This window comes from Niabella beijingensis (genome assembly GCF_020034665.1).
GTDB classification, from domain to species: domain Bacteria; phylum Bacteroidota; class Bacteroidia; order Chitinophagales; family Chitinophagaceae; genus Niabella; species Niabella beijingensis.
This window is the reverse complement of the sequence record NZ_JAIQDI010000001.1, coordinates 706,408-724,291: the sequence shown is the minus strand read 5'-3', so window position 1 is coordinate 724,291 and position 17,884 is coordinate 706,408. Positions and strand designations below refer to the sequence as shown.

The 17,884-nt window shown below is 45.4% G+C and carries 28 protein-coding genes; 26 read left to right on the top strand and 2 right to left on the bottom strand.

Features of this window, described 5'->3' with window-relative positions; genetic code table 11:
- Positions 1–5: 5 nt before the first annotated feature.
- Complete coding sequence (gene def, locus K7B07_RS03150; protein WP_223707362.1) at positions 6–581, top strand: peptide deformylase; 576 nt, start codon at positions 6–8, stop codon at positions 579–581.
- Between the two features lie 7 nt (positions 582–588).
- On the top strand, positions 589–1,392 hold the full coding sequence (locus tag K7B07_RS03145) for a phosphatidylinositol-specific phospholipase C/glycerophosphodiester phosphodiesterase family protein (protein WP_223707361.1): 804 nt from the start codon (positions 589–591) through the stop codon (positions 1,390–1,392).
- A 5-nt stretch (positions 1,393–1,397) separates the two neighbouring features.
- On the opposite strand, the gene K7B07_RS03140 is transcribed toward K7B07_RS03145, so the two are convergent.
- Positions 1,398–2,018, bottom strand: coding sequence for a carboxypeptidase-like regulatory domain-containing protein (locus K7B07_RS03140; RefSeq protein WP_223707359.1), 621 nt, complete (start codon positions 2,016–2,018; stop codon positions 1,398–1,400).
- A gap of 251 nt (positions 2,019–2,269) precedes the next feature.
- Between K7B07_RS03140 and rpsJ the strand changes: the two genes are divergently transcribed.
- The 24 genes from rpsJ to K7B07_RS03020 all read left to right on the top strand — a co-directional run bounded on the left by rpsJ (position 2,270) and on the right by K7B07_RS03020 (position 16,677).
- Positions 2,270–2,575, top strand: coding sequence for a 30S ribosomal protein S10 (gene rpsJ, locus K7B07_RS03135; protein WP_008584585.1), 306 nt, complete (start codon positions 2,270–2,272; stop codon positions 2,573–2,575).
- A 280-nt stretch (positions 2,576–2,855) separates the two neighbouring features.
- Complete coding sequence (gene rplC / locus K7B07_RS03130; protein ID WP_223707357.1) at positions 2,856–3,473, top strand: 50S ribosomal protein L3; 618 nt, start codon at positions 2,856–2,858, stop codon at positions 3,471–3,473.
- A gap of 35 nt (positions 3,474–3,508) precedes the next feature.
- The gene (gene rplD, locus K7B07_RS03125) at positions 3,509–4,147 is read left to right on the top strand and encodes a 50S ribosomal protein L4 (RefSeq protein ID WP_223707355.1); all 639 of its coding nucleotides are present in this window, start codon (positions 3,509–3,511) and stop codon (positions 4,145–4,147) included.
- Positions 4,148–4,175: 28 nt separating this feature from the next.
- On the top strand, positions 4,176–4,475 hold the full coding sequence (gene rplW, locus K7B07_RS03120) for a 50S ribosomal protein L23 (RefSeq protein ID WP_090388148.1): 300 nt from the start codon (positions 4,176–4,178) through the stop codon (positions 4,473–4,475).
- 160 nt (positions 4,476–4,635) lie between these two features.
- Positions 4,636–5,475: a 50S ribosomal protein L2 gene (gene rplB / locus K7B07_RS03115; protein ID WP_223707353.1), complete on the top strand. Its 840-nt coding sequence runs from the start codon at positions 4,636–4,638 to the stop codon at positions 5,473–5,475.
- Between the two features lie 43 nt (positions 5,476–5,518).
- Positions 5,519–5,788 carry a 30S ribosomal protein S19 gene (gene rpsS / locus K7B07_RS03110; protein ID WP_018630051.1) on the top strand — a complete coding sequence of 90 codons (270 nt, stop codon included), beginning with the start codon at positions 5,519–5,521 and terminating at the stop codon, positions 5,786–5,788.
- A 38-nt stretch (positions 5,789–5,826) separates the two neighbouring features.
- Positions 5,827–6,306: a 50S ribosomal protein L22 gene (gene rplV, locus K7B07_RS03105; protein ID WP_223707351.1), complete on the top strand. Its 480-nt coding sequence runs from the start codon at positions 5,827–5,829 to the stop codon at positions 6,304–6,306.
- Between the two features lie 9 nt (positions 6,307–6,315).
- Positions 6,316–7,074, top strand: a complete 759-nt coding sequence (gene rpsC, locus K7B07_RS03100) for a 30S ribosomal protein S3 (RefSeq protein ID WP_223707349.1) — start codon at positions 6,316–6,318, stop codon at positions 7,072–7,074.
- A 96-nt stretch (positions 7,075–7,170) separates the two neighbouring features.
- Positions 7,171–7,593, top strand: a complete 423-nt coding sequence (rplP, locus tag K7B07_RS03095) for a 50S ribosomal protein L16 (RefSeq protein WP_223707347.1) — start codon at positions 7,171–7,173, stop codon at positions 7,591–7,593.
- 14 nt (positions 7,594–7,607) lie between these two features.
- Entirely contained in the window at positions 7,608–7,829 is a 222-nt protein-coding gene (rpmC, locus tag K7B07_RS03090) for a 50S ribosomal protein L29 (protein WP_223707345.1), read from the top strand.
- A 33-nt stretch (positions 7,830–7,862) separates the two neighbouring features.
- Positions 7,863–8,120, top strand: a complete 258-nt coding sequence (rpsQ, locus tag K7B07_RS03085) for a 30S ribosomal protein S17 (protein WP_223707343.1) — start codon at positions 7,863–7,865, stop codon at positions 8,118–8,120.
- Positions 8,121–8,247: 127 nt separating this feature from the next.
- The gene (gene rplN, locus K7B07_RS03080; protein WP_223707341.1) at positions 8,248–8,616 is read left to right on the top strand and encodes a 50S ribosomal protein L14; all 369 of its coding nucleotides are present in this window, start codon (positions 8,248–8,250) and stop codon (positions 8,614–8,616) included.
- 71 nt (positions 8,617–8,687) lie between these two features.
- Positions 8,688–9,047, top strand: a complete 360-nt coding sequence (gene rplX, locus K7B07_RS03075) for a 50S ribosomal protein L24 (RefSeq protein WP_223707340.1) — start codon at positions 8,688–8,690, stop codon at positions 9,045–9,047.
- A gap of 32 nt (positions 9,048–9,079) precedes the next feature.
- Positions 9,080–9,649 (top strand): 50S ribosomal protein L5, encoded by a 570-nt coding sequence (gene rplE / locus K7B07_RS03070; protein ID WP_262903493.1) that lies wholly within the window; start codon positions 9,080–9,082, stop codon positions 9,647–9,649.
- An 88-nt stretch (positions 9,650–9,737) separates the two neighbouring features.
- Positions 9,738–10,007, top strand: a complete 270-nt coding sequence (gene rpsN, locus K7B07_RS03065) for a 30S ribosomal protein S14 (protein WP_223707338.1) — start codon at positions 9,738–9,740, stop codon at positions 10,005–10,007.
- Between the two features lie 89 nt (positions 10,008–10,096).
- Positions 10,097–10,495, top strand: a complete 399-nt coding sequence (gene rpsH / locus K7B07_RS03060; RefSeq protein ID WP_223707336.1) for a 30S ribosomal protein S8 — start codon at positions 10,097–10,099, stop codon at positions 10,493–10,495.
- Positions 10,496–10,588: 93 nt separating this feature from the next.
- The gene (rplF, locus tag K7B07_RS03055) at positions 10,589–11,143 is read left to right on the top strand and encodes a 50S ribosomal protein L6 (protein WP_223707334.1); all 555 of its coding nucleotides are present in this window, start codon (positions 10,589–10,591) and stop codon (positions 11,141–11,143) included.
- Positions 11,144–11,263: 120 nt separating this feature from the next.
- On the top strand, positions 11,264–11,620 hold the full coding sequence (gene rplR / locus K7B07_RS03050) for a 50S ribosomal protein L18 (RefSeq protein WP_223707332.1): 357 nt from the start codon (positions 11,264–11,266) through the stop codon (positions 11,618–11,620).
- A gap of 26 nt (positions 11,621–11,646) precedes the next feature.
- On the top strand, positions 11,647–12,165 hold the full coding sequence (rpsE, locus tag K7B07_RS03045; protein ID WP_223707330.1) for a 30S ribosomal protein S5: 519 nt from the start codon (positions 11,647–11,649) through the stop codon (positions 12,163–12,165).
- An 81-nt stretch (positions 12,166–12,246) separates the two neighbouring features.
- On the top strand, positions 12,247–12,426 hold the full coding sequence (gene rpmD / locus K7B07_RS03040) for a 50S ribosomal protein L30 (RefSeq protein WP_223707328.1): 180 nt from the start codon (positions 12,247–12,249) through the stop codon (positions 12,424–12,426).
- Between the two features lie 116 nt (positions 12,427–12,542).
- The gene (gene rplO / locus K7B07_RS03035) at positions 12,543–12,992 is read left to right on the top strand and encodes a 50S ribosomal protein L15 (RefSeq protein ID WP_223707326.1); all 450 of its coding nucleotides are present in this window, start codon (positions 12,543–12,545) and stop codon (positions 12,990–12,992) included.
- 74 nt (positions 12,993–13,066) lie between these two features.
- Positions 13,067–14,407: a preprotein translocase subunit SecY gene (gene secY / locus K7B07_RS03030; protein WP_223707324.1), complete on the top strand. Its 1,341-nt coding sequence runs from the start codon at positions 13,067–13,069 to the stop codon at positions 14,405–14,407.
- 69 nt (positions 14,408–14,476) lie between these two features.
- A complete protein-coding gene (gene map, locus K7B07_RS03025; RefSeq protein ID WP_223707322.1) occupies positions 14,477–15,286 on the top strand; it encodes a type I methionyl aminopeptidase in 810 nt (269 codons plus the stop codon).
- A gap of 47 nt (positions 15,287–15,333) precedes the next feature.
- Positions 15,334–16,677, top strand: a complete 1,344-nt coding sequence (locus K7B07_RS03020; RefSeq protein WP_223707321.1) for a UDP-glucose dehydrogenase family protein — start codon at positions 15,334–15,336, stop codon at positions 16,675–16,677.
- Here K7B07_RS03020 and K7B07_RS03015 read toward each other — a convergent pair.
- On the bottom strand, positions 16,674–17,876 hold the full coding sequence (locus K7B07_RS03015) for an NAD(P)/FAD-dependent oxidoreductase (RefSeq protein WP_223707320.1): 1,203 nt from the start codon (positions 17,874–17,876) through the stop codon (positions 16,674–16,676). The two genes, K7B07_RS03020 and K7B07_RS03015, sit on opposite strands and share 4 nt — an antisense overlap.
- Positions 17,877–17,884 lie beyond the last annotated feature (8 nt).

Below are 17,884 nucleotides of genomic sequence, written 5' to 3'. Positions count from 1 at the left end.
GCAAAATGATATTACCAATCGTTGCCTATGGCAACCCTGTTTTAAGAAAAGTAGCAGAAGACATTGATCCGCAGTACCCTGGGTTAGCATCACTGATCGATTCCATGTGGGAAACCATGTATGCCAGCAATGGGGTAGGACTGGCTGCACCCCAGGTAAACCGCCCCATCCGCCTGTTTGTGGTGGATAGTGCCCAGATCATTGAAAATCTTGATGAGGATGAAAAGGACCTGTACCCCGGAGATGAAGGGATCAAGCAAACCTTTATCAATGCCCATATAAAAACACTCGAAGGGGAGCTCTGGAGCTATAATGAAGGCTGTCTCAGCATTCCCAAGATCCGGGAGGATGTGATGCGTAATGAAACGGTTACCATTACCTACCAGGATGAAACCTTTCAGCAGCATACCCGTACCTTTAACGGCATCACCGCCCGGGTGATCCTTCATGAATACGATCATATTGAGGGGAAGCTGTTTATCGACTACCTGCCTTCGCTCAGAAAAAAGCTGATCAAGGGGAAGCTGAATGATATTTCCAACGGGAAAATAAAGGTGGATTATAAAATGTCTTTTAATTAAATGACCAATGGTATTTAAAGGAGCTTATACCGGACTGAAATGGATCTCAGGGCTCGCCATCGGGCTTTTGATCTCCCTGTCGGTTATGGCGCAGCCTGCTGCGTATACGGTTCAGAATGCCCATTCCCATAACGACTATGAGCAGCAGCGCCCGTTCCGGGCAGCTTTTGAGCAGGAATTCGGCTCCATTGAGGCGGACGTGTTCTTTGTTAATGATGACCTGCCTGTAGCACACAATGCACGGGACATCCGCCCGGAGCGCAACCTGAAGCAGCTTTATCTGGATCCGATCCGGCAGCTGATCCGGGAAAATAACGGAACCATCTATAAAGATCCCGGAAAAAAGCTGTTGCTGCTTATAGATTGTAAAACAGAAGGAAAGGCCACGCTGGACGCCATTATAAAACAGCTGGAACATTACCCGGAAATCACCGGGAATAAGACCGTCCGTATCGTGATCACGGGAAACCAGCCCGATAAGGATTCTTTAGCTGCCTATCCCGGGTTTATCTGGTTTGACGGGGACCTGGCCTATCATTATAAGCCGGAAAATCTGGAAAAAGTCGCTTTGTTCAGCGCCAACTTCAGGCAATACAGCTCCTGGAACGGTTCAGGTCAGGCGGACGCTGCATCCACAAAAGCACTTGAGGCGGCTATCCGGCACGCGCATGAGGCAGGAAAACCCATACGTTTCTGGGGCGCGCCCGATAATACGGTGGCCTGGACGTATTTTAAAAAGCTGGGAACAGATTATATCAATACCGATAAGATCCCGGAACTGGCCCGTTTTTTAAGAGAAGGAGCCCGCTGAACCGGTTATTTGAGCCTGACCTCTAAGACTTCCCCGTCGGATTTTATTTCTACAAATTTCTCCAGCGGTTCGCTGTAATCATTCCGGTACGGCCGGTTTTCGTAATAATCGACCCTGCCTCCATAGGAGCCATATCCCGAACCGGTATATTTATTATAGGTGCCGGTCTGGTACCACGGCAAACTCCCCGTCAGATAATACCTGCCCGGTTTCATCTGCGGAAATGTGAATTCACCCGCACTATTGGTAACTGCGGTAAGGCGGTAATGAAAAAAAGCGGGTGTTACATAGGCAAATTTCAGCTTTTTATAATTTTCCTTTTTCTTAAGAGCCAGGTATTCCGTTAAATAGGGGGTTACCGGGAAAAGCGTGATGGTGATCTTGTTGGCGTATATTTTTTTTCCGGTCTTGATGCCGAAGCCCTGGTCGGTAGGGCGGGTAAAAGCCACCCCTTTTATGGTGGCTTTCCCCAATGCCAGTGCCGTTTTTGCCGAGCTGGTGTCGAAGACCGCTTTGGGATACATCCGTATGGTATCGTCCCGCTCCGGCTGAACATATTGGGCGGAAGCCTGACCGGTGAACAGGCATATACTAAGGAATAAAATAGCTATCTTGCTGATTTTCATGGTACATTTTTTTAGTGCCGGGAGAAGAGACAAATGTAATATTCGGTTCCAGCATCTTAAATACCGGTTTTCGGGTAATTTTTCCGGGATCGGAAGTGAGGAGCGGATGGCCGTTAAAAGCCGATATCCCGGCCCCGGTTGGTAATTTGCCGGTTATTTTTCTGTAATTCCGGAAATTAATCGCCAAAAATTAGTTTATTTCAAAAGGAGACTGTACATTTGCACTCCCAAATAAAATTGGGATTTATCCAATGTCACAGAGAATCAGAATTAAATTACAGTCTTACGATCACAACCTGGTTGATAAATCAGCAGAGAAAATCGTAAAAACAGTGCGCAGCACTGGTGCAGTTGTTACGGGGCCCATTCCTTTGCCCACTCACCGTAAAATCTTTACGGTTCTTCGTTCTCCTCACGTGAACAAAAAGAGCCGTGAGCAGTTTCAGCTGGCAACGCACAAGAGATTATTGGATATTTATACTTCTTCTTCCCGTACTGTGGATGCGCTTTCCAAGCTGGATCTGCCAAGCGGTGTGGAAGTAGAGATCAAGGCCTAAGTCCCGGCCGGCATCAAGCCTGTGGCGTCAGTTCTTTTTTAAAATTATTTTTCACCTCTCAATTTCCGCAAGCGGGAAGAAAAGAGCTCTGAAATCCAGCTTCTTAAGAAATTAAACGAAGTAAAACATAAAAACAAGCCATTCAGGGTTTGTTTACTACCGGTACTTCCCAATTCCGCTAAAGCGGAAAACAACGGAAAAGGTCGGTAGCAAACGGGGATCGATTCCGGCATATTGCCGGAAGTCCCAATAATCCTGCAGGGCGTAAAACTACATAACAATGAAAGGTATTATTGGGAAAAAATTGGGAATGACCAGTATCTATGATCCCTCAGGTAAACAAACAGCCTGCACGATCATTGAGGCAGGTCCATGTGTTGTAACGCAGGTAAAAACATCAGAATCAGACGGTTACAATGCGCTTCAGATCTCTTTCGGCGATAAAAAAGAAAATCGCGTTTCACAACCAGAGAAAAACCACTTCGCCAAAGCTAACACTTCCGCAAAAAAATTCTCAAAAGAGTTCAGAGATTATTCCTTAGAAAAGAATCTTGGTGATACCATTACTGTTGACATCTTCGAAGAAGGTGAAAAAGTAGATGTAGTAGGTACTACAAAAGGTAAAGGTTTCCAGGGTGTTGTAAAACGTCATGGTTTCCACGGGGTAGGAGAGCAGTCGCACGGTCAGCACGATCGTCAGCGTGCTCCCGGTTCTTTGGGTAACTCCTCTGATGCCAGCCGTGTAATGAAAGGTATGCGCATGGCAGGCCGCATGGGTGGCGACCGCGTAAAACTGAAAGGGTTGAAAGTGGTGAAGATCTTCCCGGAAAAAAATTACATCCTGGTGAGCGGTTCAGTACCGGGCCATATCGGTTCTATAGTTTTCATTCAAAAATAAGATCCGGTTTACTGTAACACATAAAATCATAGAAAATGCAAATTGAAGTTTTAAATATAGAAGGTAAAGGCACTGGCCGTTCTGTTGAATTGCCTGATGATATTTTTGGTGCAGAACCCAATGATCATGTAATTTATCTGGCGGTAAAACAATACCTGGCCGCACAGCGTCAGGGTACCCATAAAGTAAAGACCCGTGCTGAAGTACAGGGTGCCAGCCGTAAACTGCACAAACAAAAAGGAACCGGAGGAAGCCGTAAAGGTAATATCCGTAACCCGCTGTACAAAGGTGGTGGTACCATCTTCGGACCCAAGCCCCGCGACTACAGTTTCAAACTGAATAAGAAAGTAAAGGACCTGGCAAAGATCTCTGCGCTTTCCTATAAAGCAAAGGCCAATGCCATTGTAGTGGTGGAGGACATCAACCTGGATGCGCCCAAAACAAAAACACTGACCGCTGCCCTGGGCAAATGGAATGTGAGCGAAAAGAAATCCATGTTCATCCTGGCCGAGCCTAATGACAATGTTGAACTGTCCCTGCGTAATGTGCCTTCTGTGCTGGCATTGCCGCTGAGCGATATCAATACCTATGATATTGTGAACTCGGAAGTACTGGTACTTTCTGAAGGTGCTGCAAAAATATTTTCTGAAGATTTAGAGGCTGTAGAAGCTTAAGAGTTTAACCCCGAAAAAAGATCTGGTCATGAAACCATCTGAAATATTAATCAAACCGATTTTAACCGAAAAGGCAAACGCACAGCAGGAAAAACTGCGTCGCTATGCATTTAAGGTGGCAAAAAAATCAAACAAGCTGGAAATAAAAAAAGCAATTGAAACTTTTTACGGTGTTACCGTTACCAGCGTCAATACAGTTGTTGCACCTGCAAAGAACAAGACCCGCTATACAAAAGCCGGTTTTATCCAGGGCCGCAAATCCGGTTACAAAAAAGCATATGTAACCGTGGCAGAAGGCGAGGAGATCGACCTGTATGCGAATATCTAAGTTCATGAATGAATAATGAACGATTAACAAAAAAAGAAAGGCAATCAACCGCCGCGAAGTGTTGGAATTAATAAAAATAACAAGAGCCAAATAACAAAAAGCAAATAGCAGAAGATCTGGGATCGAGATTTGACTTTTGGAATTTGAAATTTTTAAAAAGATGTCAGTAAGAAAGTTTAAACCGGTAACTGCCGGTACGCGTTGGAGAATCGGAAATTCATTTTCTGAGGTGACTACAAACCAGCCTGAAAAGAGCCTGGTGGAAACCAAGAAGAGCACCGGCGGACGGAACTCTTCCGGTCGTTTAACCATGCGCTACCGCGGTGGTGGTCATAAGAAGAAATATCGTGTTGTAGATTTTAAAAGAGACAAACATGATGTGGTTGCAAAAGTAGCCAGCATTGAATACGATCCGAACCGCACGGCCTTTATCGCGCTGCTGGAATATGCTGATGGTGAAAAGCGTTACATCCTTGCCCCTCAGGGCCTGGCAGTTGGAACAGAAGTGATCAGCGGAAACGCGGTGGCTCCTGAGATCGGTAATGCACTGCAGTTAAAGAACATGCCGTTGGGTACCAACGTACACAATATTGAACTGAACCCCGGACAGGGCGGTAAGATCTCCCGTAGTGCCGGTGCTTCTGCTCAGCTGACCAACAAGGAAGAAAAATACGCGGTATTGAAAATGCCTTCCGGTGAGCTGAGAAAAGTACTGATCAACTGTTTTGCAACGGTGGGTGTGGTAAGCAACAGCGATCACAGCCTGCAAAGCATGGGTAAGGCCGGTAGAAACAGATGGAGAGGCATCCGCCCGAGAAACCGTGGTGTGGCAATGAACCCTGTTGATCACCCGATGGGAGGTGGTGAAGGTAGAGCTTCCGGTGGTCACCCGCGCAGCCGTACCGGTAAATACGCCAAAGGTGAAAAAACAAGAACCGTTGGTAAAGCAAGCGATAAACTCATTATCCAGCGTAAGAACGGTAGCAAACTGGCTAAATAATTTGACATTTAGAATTTTGAAATTTAGAATTTAAAAAATAAATATGGCTCGTTCGATAAAAAAAGGTCCTTATGTAGCAACCCACTTGGAAAAGAAAGTGCTGGCTATTAATGAAGGAAAAGGAAAAAAGGCTGTAATCAAAACCTGGAGCCGTCGCTCTACCATTACACCCGATTTTGTAGGCCACACTTTTGCAGTACATAATGGTAATAAATTCATTCCTGTATATGTTACTGAGTTTATGGTAGGGCATAAACTGGGTGAGTTTGCACCAACCCGCAACTTTAAAGGACACGCGGGCGATAAGAAATAAATTATAAAAAGAACGCATACGTTAAGAAATTAATTATAATGGAAGCAGTAGCAAAACTTAGAAATTATCCGACTTCTCCTCGTAAAATGAGGTTGTTGGCTGATTTGATTCGTGGCCAAAGAGTGGATTTGGTATTGGCCGAACTGGAGCACAATCCCAAACACCCCGCAGTACCGTTGCGCAAACTGGTATTAAGCGCCATTGTAAACTGGAAACAGGCCAATGAAGGGGAAGACGAATCCGGTCTGGTGGTAAAAACCATTTTCGTGGATGGTGGCAGAACATTAAAACGCATGCGTCCTGCTCCGCAAGGTCGTGGCTACCGTGTTCGCAAACGCAGCAACCATGTAACGCTGGTGGTGGATGTAGCCGGTACAACCGATAAGAAAGCCGCAAAGAAAGCAGCTGCTGCAGAAAAAGCTGCTCCTGTTGAAGAAGTGAAGGAAGTAAGTGCAAAAGCTCCGGCTAAGAAAAAAGCTGCTGCTAAAAAGTCAACTAAAGAATCTAAAAAAGCATAACCAATAAATATGGGTCAAAAAGCAAATCCAATTGGTAACAGGTTAGGCATCATCCGCGGATGGGAATCTAACTGGTATGGAAGCAAAAAAGATTTTGCTTCTAAGTTAATCGAAGACAATAAAATCAGAACCTACCTGAATGCCCGTATCAATAAGGGAGGGATCTCTAAAATTGTTATCGAAAGAACCTTAGGTAAATTAATTATTACTATTCATACCTCCAAGCCAGGAATCATTATTGGTAAAGGTGGTGGTGAGGTTGACCGCATCAAAGAAGAGCTGAAGAAGCTGACGCAGAACGATGATGTGCAGATCAATATCCTGGAGATCCGCCGTCCTGAAACAGATGCGATGATCGTTGGGGATACTATTGCCCGTCAGATCGAAAACCGTATCAACTTTAAGCGTGCTACCAAAATGGCCATTGCTTCTGCGTTGCGTATGGGTGCTGAAGGGATCAAAGTGAAACTGAGCGGTCGTTTGGGTGGAGCTGAAATTGCGCGGAGCGAAGAGTTCAAACAAGGCCGTGTGCCCCTGCATACGTTCCGGATGGATATTGATTATGCCAACGTATTTGCTCAGACCGTTTACGGAAAGATCGGTATCAAGGTATGGATCTGTAAAGGAGAGGTACTGGCCAAGCGTGACCTGAACCCGAACTTTATTTCGGGTAACGATAAGAATGTAGGTGGTGGTGAAAGAAGAGAACATCGCAGAGACGACCGGAGAGGTGATCGCCGCGGTGGTGGAAGAGAAAAAAGAAATTAATTTATTTAATTTGAAAATTTGAAAATGAGTCAATTTGAACGTGGCTCAGTTTAATTCTCAAATTTTCAAATTCTCAAATTTTCAAATTATTGTAGAATGTTACAACCGAAGAGAACAAAGCACAGGAAAATGCAAAAAGGTCGCATGAAAGGCGACGCGAAAAGAGGTACAACTATTTCGTTTGGTTCTTATGCTTTAAAAGCCCAGGATTCTCACTGGATTACAGACCGCCAGATTGAGGCTGCCCGTCAGGCCCTTACCCGTAGCATGAAGCGGGAGGGGAACGTATGGATCCGCATCTTCCCGGATAAACCCATCACCAAGAAGCCTGCAGAGGTTCGTATGGGTAAAGGTAAAGGTAACCTGGAATATTGGGCTGCCGTTGTACAACCCGGGCGTATCATTTTTGAAGTGGACGGGGTAAGCGAGGAAGTGGCACGCAGGGCGCTGGCTTTAGCATCCGGTAAGCTGCCGATCAAGACTAAGTTCACCATGCGTAGGGATTTAGTTACTAACTAATAAATCAAATTAAGATGTCAAAGAAAAAAGAATTTGTAGACAGCATAAAAGGATTAGGCGCTGAGGATTTAAAAGTTCAGCTGGAGCAATCCAAACAACGTCTTAAAAAGTTAGAGTTCGCACATGCGATTTCTCCGCTCGAGAATCCGATGTCTATCCGTGCACTGCGCAAAGATATCGCCCGGATTGAAACGTTTTTGAAAGATAAACAAGCCAGCGAAGCTCAGAACGCTTAATAGCAATTTAGTACAAGCCAAAAGGTAAATAAAATGTCTGAAAGAAATTTAAGAAAAACAAGAATAGGCGTGGTTACCAGCAACAAAATGACAAAGACCATTACTGTTGCGGTTGAAAGGAAAGTAAAGCACCCTATTTACGGTAAGTTCCTTAAAAAAACGTCCAAGTTTCATGCACACGATGAAAAGAATGAGTGCAGCATTGGTGATACCGTAAAAATTATGGAAACCCGCCCCTTGAGCAAATTAAAGCGCTGGAGACTGGTTGAGGTGATTGAAAAAGTAAAATAGTACCGGATATAGCACCGATGGCTATCGGGGCCGTATTTGGAATTTTGAAAAATATATTTTTTTATAAATTGATTTTGAAGAACGAGGATCACAAATCTCATATCTCAAATCTCAAATCTTTAATAAAATGATACAGCAAGAAAGCCGGTTGAACGTGGCTGATAACAGTGGAGCAAAAGAGGTTCTTTGTATCCGCGTACTGGGTAACAGCGGACAGCGTTACGCAAAAATTGGCGATAAAATCGTTGTAACGGTAAAGGATGCCACTCCGGCGGGAGGTATTAAAAAAGGAACGGTAGCAAAGGCGGTTATCGTACGCACAACCAACAAATTACGCCGGAAGGACGGTTCTTATATTCGTTTTGATGACAATGCTGTTGTTATTTTGAACGCGTCTGATGAGCCCAGAGGTACCCGTATCTTCGGGCCTGTAGCCCGTGAGCTTCGTGATAAAGGATACATGAGGATTGTTTCATTAGCTCCGGAAGTTTTATAATTGAGGCTAAAAAGCAAACTGATTATATAAAAGACATTAAGCATTCAGCTTCTTGTATTAAGCATAAAAAAATGAGCAAAAGATTTAAACCCAAGTACAATATTAAAAAAGGCGATTTGGTTATTGTTATCAGCGGCGCTGCAAAACCCCGTAAAGATGATAGCGGTAAGTTTGAATATAAACCCCGTTTGGTAAAAGAGGTGTTGGTGGACGAAGAGAAAGTGCTGGTGGAAGGGGTAAACGTAAAAACCAAACATACCAAGCCTTCTGCCCAGAATACAAAGGGTGGTATTGTAAAAGTAGAGGCTCCGATTCATATCAGTAATGTGATGCTGTGGGACGCGAAAGCCAAAGCACCTTCTAAAGTGAAGCGTGTACGTGAAGCCGGTAAAACACAGCGCATCTTTAAAAAATCCGGAGAAAAAATCTAATCTTTTGTGTATCGCAAATAAAGTAATAGACCATGAGTACTAAAACATATATCCCCAGGTTGGCCACAAAATATAAAACAGAAGTGGCACCGGCATTAGTGAAGAAGTTTGCTTACAAATCGGTAATGCAGGCTCCTAAACTGGAAAAAATCTGCATCAACCGTGGTGTAAATGGCGCGGTAACCGACAAGAAACTGGTAGATGTGGCAGTAGAAGAACTGAGCACCATTACCGGGCAGAAAGCCGTGGTTACCAACTCTAAAAAAGATATTTCCAACTTTAAGCTGCGTAAGAACATGCCCATCGGTGCGCGTGTTACCCTTCGCGGTGAAAAAATGTACGAGTTCCTGGATCGCCTGATCGCCGTAGCACTGCCACGTGTACGTGACTTTAAAGGGGTGAATGAAAAATCCTTTGATGGCCGCGGGAATTATACCATGGGTGTTACAGAGCAGATCATTTTCCCTGAGATCGATATCGATAAGGTAAATAAGATCACCGGTATGGATATCACTTTTGTTACAACAGCTCAAACAGATGAAGAAGCGTACGAACTGTTGAAAGAACTGGGAATGCCTTTCAAAAACGCAAAGAAACAATAATTTAAATAGCAAACACAAATAGCCGGATCCGGTAAAGCGGTCATCCTCTTTCATTTTCCCGGTTATTTGAAATAAGAATTCATAAATTATGGCAAAAACTTCAATTAAAGCCCGTCAGAAAAAAAGAGAAAAAATGGTGGAGCAATACGCCGCTAAAAGAGAGGAGCTGAAAAAAGCCGGAGATTATGCCGCTTTGGACAAGCTGCCCAAAAACTCTTCTAAAGTGCGTTTGAAAAACCGTTGCCAGTTAACGGGCCGTCCTAAAGGTTATGTGCGTTACTTCGGTATCTCAAGGGTAGCCTTAAGAGACATGGCATTGAATGGTAAGATCCCCGGATTGAAAAAGGCAAGCTGGTAATTCCCGGTTGCATCAAAGCCGTAAGACAGGGTATGGGCTTTTAAAATAAACCACCCACTAAATTAAGAACTGATATAATTCAAATAAAAATGGTAACAGATCCAATTGCAGATTTTTTAACAAGAATACGTAACGCTCAGATGGCAGGACATCGCATTGTGGATATTCCCGCATCTAATTTAAAGAAACGTATGACGGAGATCTTATACAGTCAGGGATATATCCTGAAATATAAGTTTGAAGAAGATAATAAGCAAGGGGTAATTAAAATCGCTCTCAAGTACGACGCCAACACAAAGCAGCCGGCCATCCAAAGCCTGGAGCGGGTAAGCCGCCCGGGGCTGCGCCAGTATGCAAAACCTGCGGATATCCGTCGTGTTAAAAATGGTTTGGGTATCGCTATCCTGTCTACTTCAAAAGGAGTGATGACCGATAAGGACGCCAGGTCTCAGAATGTTGGCGGTGAAGTACTTTGCCACATCTATTAATGCAAGAAGGTCGCCGATACATTAAGCCGATACCTAACAGGCTGACCGGTTGGCGATGATAACAATAAACAAGAAAATAATAAACTGATTTTTATGTCTCGTATAGGTAAACAAATAATTACAGTTCCTGCCGGTGTTACCGTAACAGTGGATAGCGACAACGTTGTTACCGTTAAAGGTAAAAAAGGGGAGTTGAAACAGGCGGTTAAGCCCGATATTAAAGTAGAGGTGAAAGAGAATGAAGTGACCATCACCCGGCCTTCTGATCAGATCCACCACCGTGCCCTGCACGGATTGACCCGCGCCCTGGTGGCAAACCTGGTGGAAGGGGTTACCAACGGATTTGAAAAGAAAATGGAACTGGTAGGTGTGGGTTATAAAGCCACCAACCAGGGCAATGTACTGGATCTTTCCCTGGGATATTCGCACAATATCATTTTTGATATCCCTAAAGAACTGAGCGTGGCAACAGAAACTGTAAAGGGGCAGAACCCGACGATCACCATCAGCGGAAGCGACAAGCAACTGGTAGGTGCCGTATGCGCTAAGATCCGTAGCCTGCGCAAACCTGAGCCCTACAAAGGAAAAGGGGTGCGTTTTGTAGGAGAAGTGGTACGTAAGAAAGCAGGTAAGTCTGCAGGTAAATAACTAATTTGAAGATTTGAAAATGTATTAATCTGAAAATTCAGTCATTAATCGTTCTCAAATATTCAAACCCTCAAATTTTCAAATTATCCCTGGCAGTATCAGGGAGCAAAATAAAAAGCAATGTCAAACGCAAAAGTTAAAAGAAGAACCAGTATCCGCCGCTCTATCCGTCAGAAAATCAGCGGTACCTCTGAGAAGCCGAGACTGGCTATATTCCGCAGTAATACCGACATCTACGCTCAGTTGATTGATGATGCACAGGGGGTAACCATTGCTGCAGCTTCTACAAAAGACAAGGATATCAAAGCTCAGGCCGGTACAAAATCTGAAAAGAGCAAGCTGGTAGGTGCGGCTATCGCCCGGAAAGCAACCGATCTGAATGTAAAGGCGGTGGTTTTTGACAGAGGCGGTTATCTGTACCACGGACGTGTAAAAGCAGTGGCAGAAGGTGCAAGAGAAGGTGGTTTGCAATTTTAAAAAGTTATTCAATCTAAAAAGAAATAATGTCAACAGTTAATTTCAACAATGTTAAAGCCGGCGACCTTGAATTAAAAGACAAGGTGGTAGCTATTAATCGTGTAGTAAAAACAACTAAAGGGGGCCGTGCATTCAGCTTTTCCGCATTGGTTGTTGTAGGAGATGGCAATGGTGTTGTAGGGCATGGTCTGGGAAAGGCAAAAGAAGTTCAGGAAGCAATTACAAAAGGAATAGAAGACGCCAAGAAAAACCTTATTAAAGTTCCCATTATGAAAGGAACCATTCCTCACGATCAGTGGGCGAAGGAAGGTGCTGCTAAAGTAATGGTGAAACCTGCTTCTGCCGGTACCGGTGTAATCGCAGGAGGCTCTATGCGCGCTGTTCTGGAAGCTGCAGGGCTTACAGACGTTCTGGCAAAGAATCTGGGTTCTGCCAATCCGCACAACGTGGTTAAAGCTACCTTTAAAGCGTTGGCAATGCTGAGAGAGCCGGTTCATATTGCGAAGACCCGCTCTTTAGGTTTAAAGAAAGTATTTAACGGATAAAAAGTTTAAAGTTTGATGTTTAAAGTTCAACGTGCTGATCCAAACTTTAAACCTGAAACCTTGAACCTGAAACATATTGATATGAAAAAGATAAAAGTTACTTTAGTAAAAAGCCCTATCGATCGCCCGGAGCGCCAGAAGTTGACATTAAAGGCATTAGGTTTAAATAAAACCAACAGCAGCCGGGAAGTGGAAGCAACTCCCCAGATCCTGGGTATGATCCGTAAAGTGGAGCATATGGTAAAAGTGGAAGAGTTATAAATTTTCCGTTCAGAGGGTTATATTTGCACCATCTTAAAAATAACCAACCTGCTTTTAGCAGGAATTATTAAAACAAGCGAGCTCCCGCTTTTGGAGCGTAAGTAAAAAATAAAGCAATGAAATTACATGAATTAAAGCCTGCAAAAGGTGCGGTACACAAAGAAAAAAGAATTGGTCGTGGTGAAGGAAGCGGTTATGGCGGTACTTCAACAAAAGGTAATAAAGGTGGACAAAGCCGCGCGGGTTATAAGCGCAAACTGGGACACGAAGGTGGCCAGATGCCGATCCAGCGCCGTACACCAAAAAGAGGGTTCAAAAATCCTGATAAGATTGTTTACAAGATCATTAATATCGGCCAGGTAGATCAGTGGGCTGAAACACATAACATTTCTGATTTTTCTGCTGAAAATCTTTACAATATGGGCTTTATCGGTAAAACAGATAAAGTAAAGGTTTTGGGTAACGGAGAAATTAAAGGAAAATTCACTTTTAAAGTTCACGCCATCAGCGAAAAGGCCAAGGCCGCGATCGAAAGCGCTGAGGGATCCGTTGAAATTTTAAAATAATTTCTCAAAAATAAATTTTGACGCACGTAGTGCGTCTTTTAATTTTGGAGAATTGACAATTTAAGAAGAATCAGGTGAAAAAACTAATTACTACACTTAAGAATATATGGAGCATCGATGAGCTGAGGAGTAAAATTCTTTTCACTTTGTTGCTTGTCTTCATTTACCGGGTAGGAAAGTACATTCCTTTACCCGGTATCAACCCCGTTACTCTGGAAGCCATTCAGAAGAATAACGCCCAGAACGGGATCCTGGATCTGATTAATACATTTGCAGGAGGCGCTTTTGAGCAGGCCTCTATTTTTGCATTGGGGGTAATGCCTTATATCACCGCATCTATTTTTATGCAGCTGATGACGGTACTGGTCCCTTCCTTTCAAAAAATGCAGAAAGAAGGAGAAAGCGGACGTAAGAAGATCAACCAGATCACCCGCTACCTGACGGTGGTGGTGACCTTTGTTCAGGCGTTTGCCTACCTGGCCTATCTGCAGCAAACCTCAGGGCCGGCCATCATGCCCGGATACGGCAGTTTCTATTTTTCATTAACTACCATCATCCTGCTTACTACAGGTACATTGTTCGTAATGTGGCTGGGTGAGAAGATCACCGATAAGGGATTGGGTAATGGTACTTCACTGATCATCATGGTAGGGATCCTCGGCCGTCTTCCGCAATCCGTTGCACAGGAGCTGACCTTCCGTTCTACCCGTACCGGTGATATCCTGATATTCATCATCGAGATCGCTTTGTTCATTGCCATTATCATGGGTTCCATCCTGCTGGTACAGGGCGTGCGCAAGGTTCCGGTGAATTATGCAAAACAGATCGTTGGAAACCGTCAGTTTGGCGGCGCCCGGCAGTTTCTGCCGCTGAAGGTGAACAGTGCCGGTGTAATGCCCATCATCTTCGCACAGGCAATCATGTTTGTTCCCACTTTGTTTACAATGGGCAGCAAAAATGCAGACCTGGGCCGGATGTTTACCGATCATACCAATGGCTGGTACATGCTGATCTATGCAGCAGTGGTGATCGGCTTTACGTTTTTGTATACAGCGCTTATCTTTAATCCTAAACAGATCTCTGATAACCTGAAACAGAACAACGGTTTTATCCCCGGTGTTAAGCCCGGTCAGCCTACCACCGATTATATCGGTACGATCATGGACCGTATCACCTTCCCGGGAGCGGTACTGCTGGCGCTTGTGGGTATTTTACCCGGTGTGATCCAGAAACTTTTTGGTATGACCCAGGGATTCTCCATGTTCTTTGGAGGTACTTCACTGCTGATCATGGTTGGGGTAGTGCTGGATACACTGCAGCAAATTGAAACCCAGCTGATGATGCGTCAATACGACGGACTGATGAAAAGCGGCCGTATCCAGGGACGCCAGAGCTCATCGGCGATTCAGATTTAATTCGTTATAAGAAATTCAATAACTTTGCAGTCCCGCAACGCAAGTTGCGGGACTTTTTTAATGAATCATATGGTAAAAATTAAAACAGATGATCAGGTAGAACTGATGCGCAAAAGTGCATTACTGGTAAGCAAAACGCTGACAGAGATCGCGGGGATTTTGAAACCGGGTGTGGCTACCCTGCGTCTGGATGAAATTATCGGAGCGTTTATCAGGGACCACAATGCGGTACCTTCTTTTCTGAATTATAACGGGTACCCGTTCAATTCCTGTATTTCCGTAAATGATGTGGTCGTACACGGGTTTCCTAATGAGAGTGAGTTAAAGGATGGCGATATCGTGTCGATTGATGTAGGCGTTATCCTGGACAAATGGCACGGAGACCATGCCTATACCTTTGCCATCGGCGAACCTGCACCCGAGGTACAGCAACTGGTCGCCGTTACAAAGGAATCGCTGTATAAAGGAATTGAAAAAGCCACCACGGGCCACCGGATCGGGGACATCGGCTTTGCCATTCAGGATTATACAGAAAAGGCGCATGGCTATGGCGTGGTAAGGGAGCTGGTAGGGCATGGCCTTGGGCAAAAGATGCACGAGGACCCGCAGGTTCCCAATTATGGAAAAAGAGGCACCGGTATGAAACTGCAGAATGGCATGGTGCTGGCTATAGAACCAATGATCAATCTTGGTAAAAAAGAGGTTTTTACAGAAAGCGATGGCTGGACCGTACGTACCAAGGATGGGAAACCCTCGGTGCATTTTGAACATGATGTATGTATACGGCAGGGAAAAGCAGACGTGCTTTCGAACTATGCTGCCATCGAGGAAGCAGAGCAGAAGAACCCGGAATTATTTGTTTGTACGTTGAAAGCCTGATGAACAGGCGGTGATCATCCGTCTATCTTTAAACTTATTGAACTGATATGAAAATCGCGGTTATTGGTACAGGATATGTAGGATTGGTAACGGGCACCTGTTTTGCCGAAACCGGCAACCAGGTGGTTTGTGTGGATGTGGACCGGGAAAAGATCGCAGCACTGCAACGGGGGGAAACACCGATCTATGAACCCGGCCTGGAAGTATTGCTGGCGCGCAATATCAGGGAGCAGCGGATCTCATTCACTGATGATCTTGCAGCAGCTGTAAAAGAGGCCCTGGTTGTTTTTCTGGCGCTGCCCACCCCGTCAGATGAAGATGGCGCTGCAGACCTGAAATATGTACTGAATGTGGCAGAACAGCTTGCAGACCTGATCACTTCCTATAAGGTTATCGTCAACAAAAGCACCGTGCCCGTGGGTACTGCAGAGAAGGTGACCGGCGCTCTATCAGAGAAATTACCACCGGAGCTGTTCGATGTGGTATCCAACCCCGAATTTCTGAGGGAAGGAGTGGCAGTGGATGATTTCCTGAAACCCGAACGGGTAGTGGTGGGTACGCAGTCGGACCGGGCCATCCGGATCATGACCGACCTTTACAGTCCGTTCGTACGGCAGGGGAATCCTGTTTATTTTATGGATGCCCGCAGCGCCGAGATGACCAAGTATGCGGCTAATTCATTCCTGGCCATGAAGATCTCTTTTATGAATGAGATCGCCAACCTGTGCGAGCTTACCGGTGCCAATGTAGACTGGGTACGGATAGGGATCGGTAGTGACCAGCGGATCGGGAAGCGGTTCCTTTTCCCCGGGATCGGCTACGGCGGAAGTTGTTTTCCCAAGGATGTCCTGGCCCTCAATCTTACTGCGCGCGACCATGCTTATAATTTCAAATTGCTCGATTCTGTTCTGGAAGTGAACCGGCTTCAGAAGAAAAAGATCATTGATAAACTGACCCGGTATTTTAACGGAAACCTGGCAGGACAGCGGTTTGCTGTATGGGGACTGGCCTTTAAACCGGAAACGGATGATATACGGGATGCACCCTCCATCGACATACTGGAGGCCCTCCTGGAAGTGGGAGCTATTGTAAAAGTATACGATCCGGTAGCGATGGAAAACATCCGGAAAAAATTCGGTGACCGGCTGAACTATGCTACCAGCCAGTATGAAGCACTCAACGATGCCGCTGCGTTGCTGATCCTGACCGAGTGGAGCGAATTCCGTAACCCGGACTTTGAAAAGATAAGGGGAAGCCTGAAAGCACCGGTTATTTTTGACGGGAGAAATGTTTACTCACTGGAAAAAATGAGGGAGCTGGGGTTCCATTACGAAAGTATCGGGCGCAGCACGGTAAAGGGATCCGGTCACAGAAGCGATCCCGGATATTAACGTCCGAAGCGATAGAGTTCCAGAAGCGGGTCCTGCTCACCCCGCAGTAATTTCAGGATCAGCTCCATTCCCTGTATTGAGAATGTGATACCATTTCCACCGAAACCCAGCACAAAAAGGGCATTCGGATATTTATCATGCTTACCTATAAAAGGCAGCCCGTCCCTGGTAGCACCAAAACAACCGGCCCATGAAAAGTCGTCAATAAAACGGACTCCGGGAAGGAAGTTCCCCAGCTTTTTAAGCAACGCTGCTGTTTTTTTCTCCTTGACCCGTTCCCGGAAAGAACCGGAATTAAACGGACTGTCCGCCCCGCCGATCAACAGCCTTCCGTCATCCGTAGTGCGCATGTAGATATAAGGTTTTTCGGTGTTCCATATTAATACTTCCCGCAGCTCTTGCGGAATACGGATGCCGGTTTCGCTCACACAGGCAAACGTACTGAAAAGCCGCGCTGTTTTTTCGGGGAAAAAAGAAACAGTTTCATAGCCGGAGCAGAACACGATCTTTTTACAATGAGCTTTATGACCATTCGCCAGTTGCAGCGCCACCCCGTCCTTATGATAATCGATGGCTGCAATTTCAGTCTGATCATAGACCTGCAACCCCTTTTGCCGGTTCCGCTGCAGGAGCTCATGTGTAAATTTATAGGCGTCCATACTGGCGGCTTTGGCGGAACGTATGCCTCCGGAGGTTTGTAATTGGTATTGCGCCGCAACCCCGGCTGCAGGAAGCCATTCCACGCCCAGCTGATGCCGGTCGCGGATCTCATATTCACGCCGGAGCCATTCAGCGGCCTTATCATCGTGTGCGAAATAAAGAGATTGTTTTTCTTTGAAACCGCAGTCGAGCTTTTCTAAAGCAACAAGCCGGGACAGCTCATCTATTGCACGGATGCCTGCCTTGTAACAGCGCACGGCAGCTGCTTCGCCGATAAGATCTGCCAGCTGGTACAGGGGCACATCGATCTCGTATTGAAGCATGGAGGTAGTTGCGGCAGTGCTTCCCTGTCCGATATCCCTTTTATCGAGCAGTGTTACTTCATACCCTTCCTTCAGCAACGCATGGCTGATCAGTGCGCCCGTGATGCCTCCGCCGATTACAATGATCTCCGACTGCAGATCTTCCTGGAGGGAGGGGTAACTGTGCAAGAGTCCGTTCTTTACGAGCCAGAATGATTCAAATGTTCTCAAACGCATTTTTATAA

Excerpts from the sequence above, each read along its gene's own strand:
- rplP (WP_223707347.1), top strand. The coding sequence starts at position 7,171 with ATGTTACAACCGAAGAGAACAAAGCACAGGAAAATGCAAAAAGGTCGC.
- rpsJ (WP_008584585.1), top strand. The coding sequence starts at position 2,270 with ATGTCACAGAGAATCAGAATTAAATTACAGTCTTACGATCACAACCTG.
- rpsE (WP_223707330.1), top strand. The coding sequence starts at position 11,647 with ATGTCAACAGTTAATTTCAACAATGTTAAAGCCGGCGACCTTGAATTA.
- map (WP_223707322.1), top strand. The coding sequence starts at position 14,477 with ATGGTAAAAATTAAAACAGATGATCAGGTAGAACTGATGCGCAAAAGT.
- rplO (WP_223707326.1), top strand. The coding sequence starts at position 12,543 with ATGAAATTACATGAATTAAAGCCTGCAAAAGGTGCGGTACACAAAGAA.
- rplW (WP_090388148.1), top strand. The coding sequence starts at position 4,176 with ATGAAACCATCTGAAATATTAATCAAACCGATTTTAACCGAAAAGGCA.
- rplB (WP_223707353.1), top strand. The coding sequence starts at position 4,636 with ATGTCAGTAAGAAAGTTTAAACCGGTAACTGCCGGTACGCGTTGGAGA.
- rplV (WP_223707351.1), top strand. The coding sequence starts at position 5,827 with ATGGAAGCAGTAGCAAAACTTAGAAATTATCCGACTTCTCCTCGTAAA.
- rplD (WP_223707355.1), top strand. The coding sequence starts at position 3,509 with ATGCAAATTGAAGTTTTAAATATAGAAGGTAAAGGCACTGGCCGTTCT.
- K7B07_RS03140 (WP_223707359.1), bottom strand. The coding sequence starts at position 2,018 with ATGAAAATCAGCAAGATAGCTATTTTATTCCTTAGTATATGCCTGTTC.
- rpsN (WP_223707338.1), top strand. The coding sequence starts at position 9,738 with ATGGCAAAAACTTCAATTAAAGCCCGTCAGAAAAAAAGAGAAAAAATG.
- rplR (WP_223707332.1), top strand. The coding sequence starts at position 11,264 with ATGTCAAACGCAAAAGTTAAAAGAAGAACCAGTATCCGCCGCTCTATC.
- def (WP_223707362.1), top strand. The coding sequence starts at position 6 with ATGATATTACCAATCGTTGCCTATGGCAACCCTGTTTTAAGAAAAGTA.
- K7B07_RS03020 (WP_223707321.1), top strand. The coding sequence starts at position 15,334 with ATGAAAATCGCGGTTATTGGTACAGGATATGTAGGATTGGTAACGGGC.
- rplX (WP_223707340.1), top strand. The coding sequence starts at position 8,688 with ATGAGCAAAAGATTTAAACCCAAGTACAATATTAAAAAAGGCGATTTG.
- rpsS (WP_018630051.1), top strand. The coding sequence starts at position 5,519 with ATGGCTCGTTCGATAAAAAAAGGTCCTTATGTAGCAACCCACTTGGAA.
- rplN (WP_223707341.1), top strand. The coding sequence starts at position 8,248 with ATGATACAGCAAGAAAGCCGGTTGAACGTGGCTGATAACAGTGGAGCA.
- rplC (WP_223707357.1), top strand. The coding sequence starts at position 2,856 with ATGAAAGGTATTATTGGGAAAAAATTGGGAATGACCAGTATCTATGAT.
- rplE (WP_262903493.1), top strand. The coding sequence starts at position 9,080 with ATGAGTACTAAAACATATATCCCCAGGTTGGCCACAAAATATAAAACA.
- rpsH (WP_223707336.1), top strand. The coding sequence starts at position 10,097 with ATGGTAACAGATCCAATTGCAGATTTTTTAACAAGAATACGTAACGCT.
- K7B07_RS03145 (WP_223707361.1), top strand. The coding sequence starts at position 589 with ATGGTATTTAAAGGAGCTTATACCGGACTGAAATGGATCTCAGGGCTC.
- rpmC (WP_223707345.1), top strand. The coding sequence starts at position 7,608 with ATGTCAAAGAAAAAAGAATTTGTAGACAGCATAAAAGGATTAGGCGCT.
- rpsC (WP_223707349.1), top strand. The coding sequence starts at position 6,316 with ATGGGTCAAAAAGCAAATCCAATTGGTAACAGGTTAGGCATCATCCGC.
- rpsQ (WP_223707343.1), top strand. The coding sequence starts at position 7,863 with ATGTCTGAAAGAAATTTAAGAAAAACAAGAATAGGCGTGGTTACCAGC.
- rplF (WP_223707334.1), top strand. The coding sequence starts at position 10,589 with ATGTCTCGTATAGGTAAACAAATAATTACAGTTCCTGCCGGTGTTACC.
- rpmD (WP_223707328.1), top strand. The coding sequence starts at position 12,247 with ATGAAAAAGATAAAAGTTACTTTAGTAAAAAGCCCTATCGATCGCCCG.
- K7B07_RS03015 (WP_223707320.1), bottom strand. The coding sequence starts at position 17,876 with ATGCGTTTGAGAACATTTGAATCATTCTGGCTCGTAAAGAACGGACTC.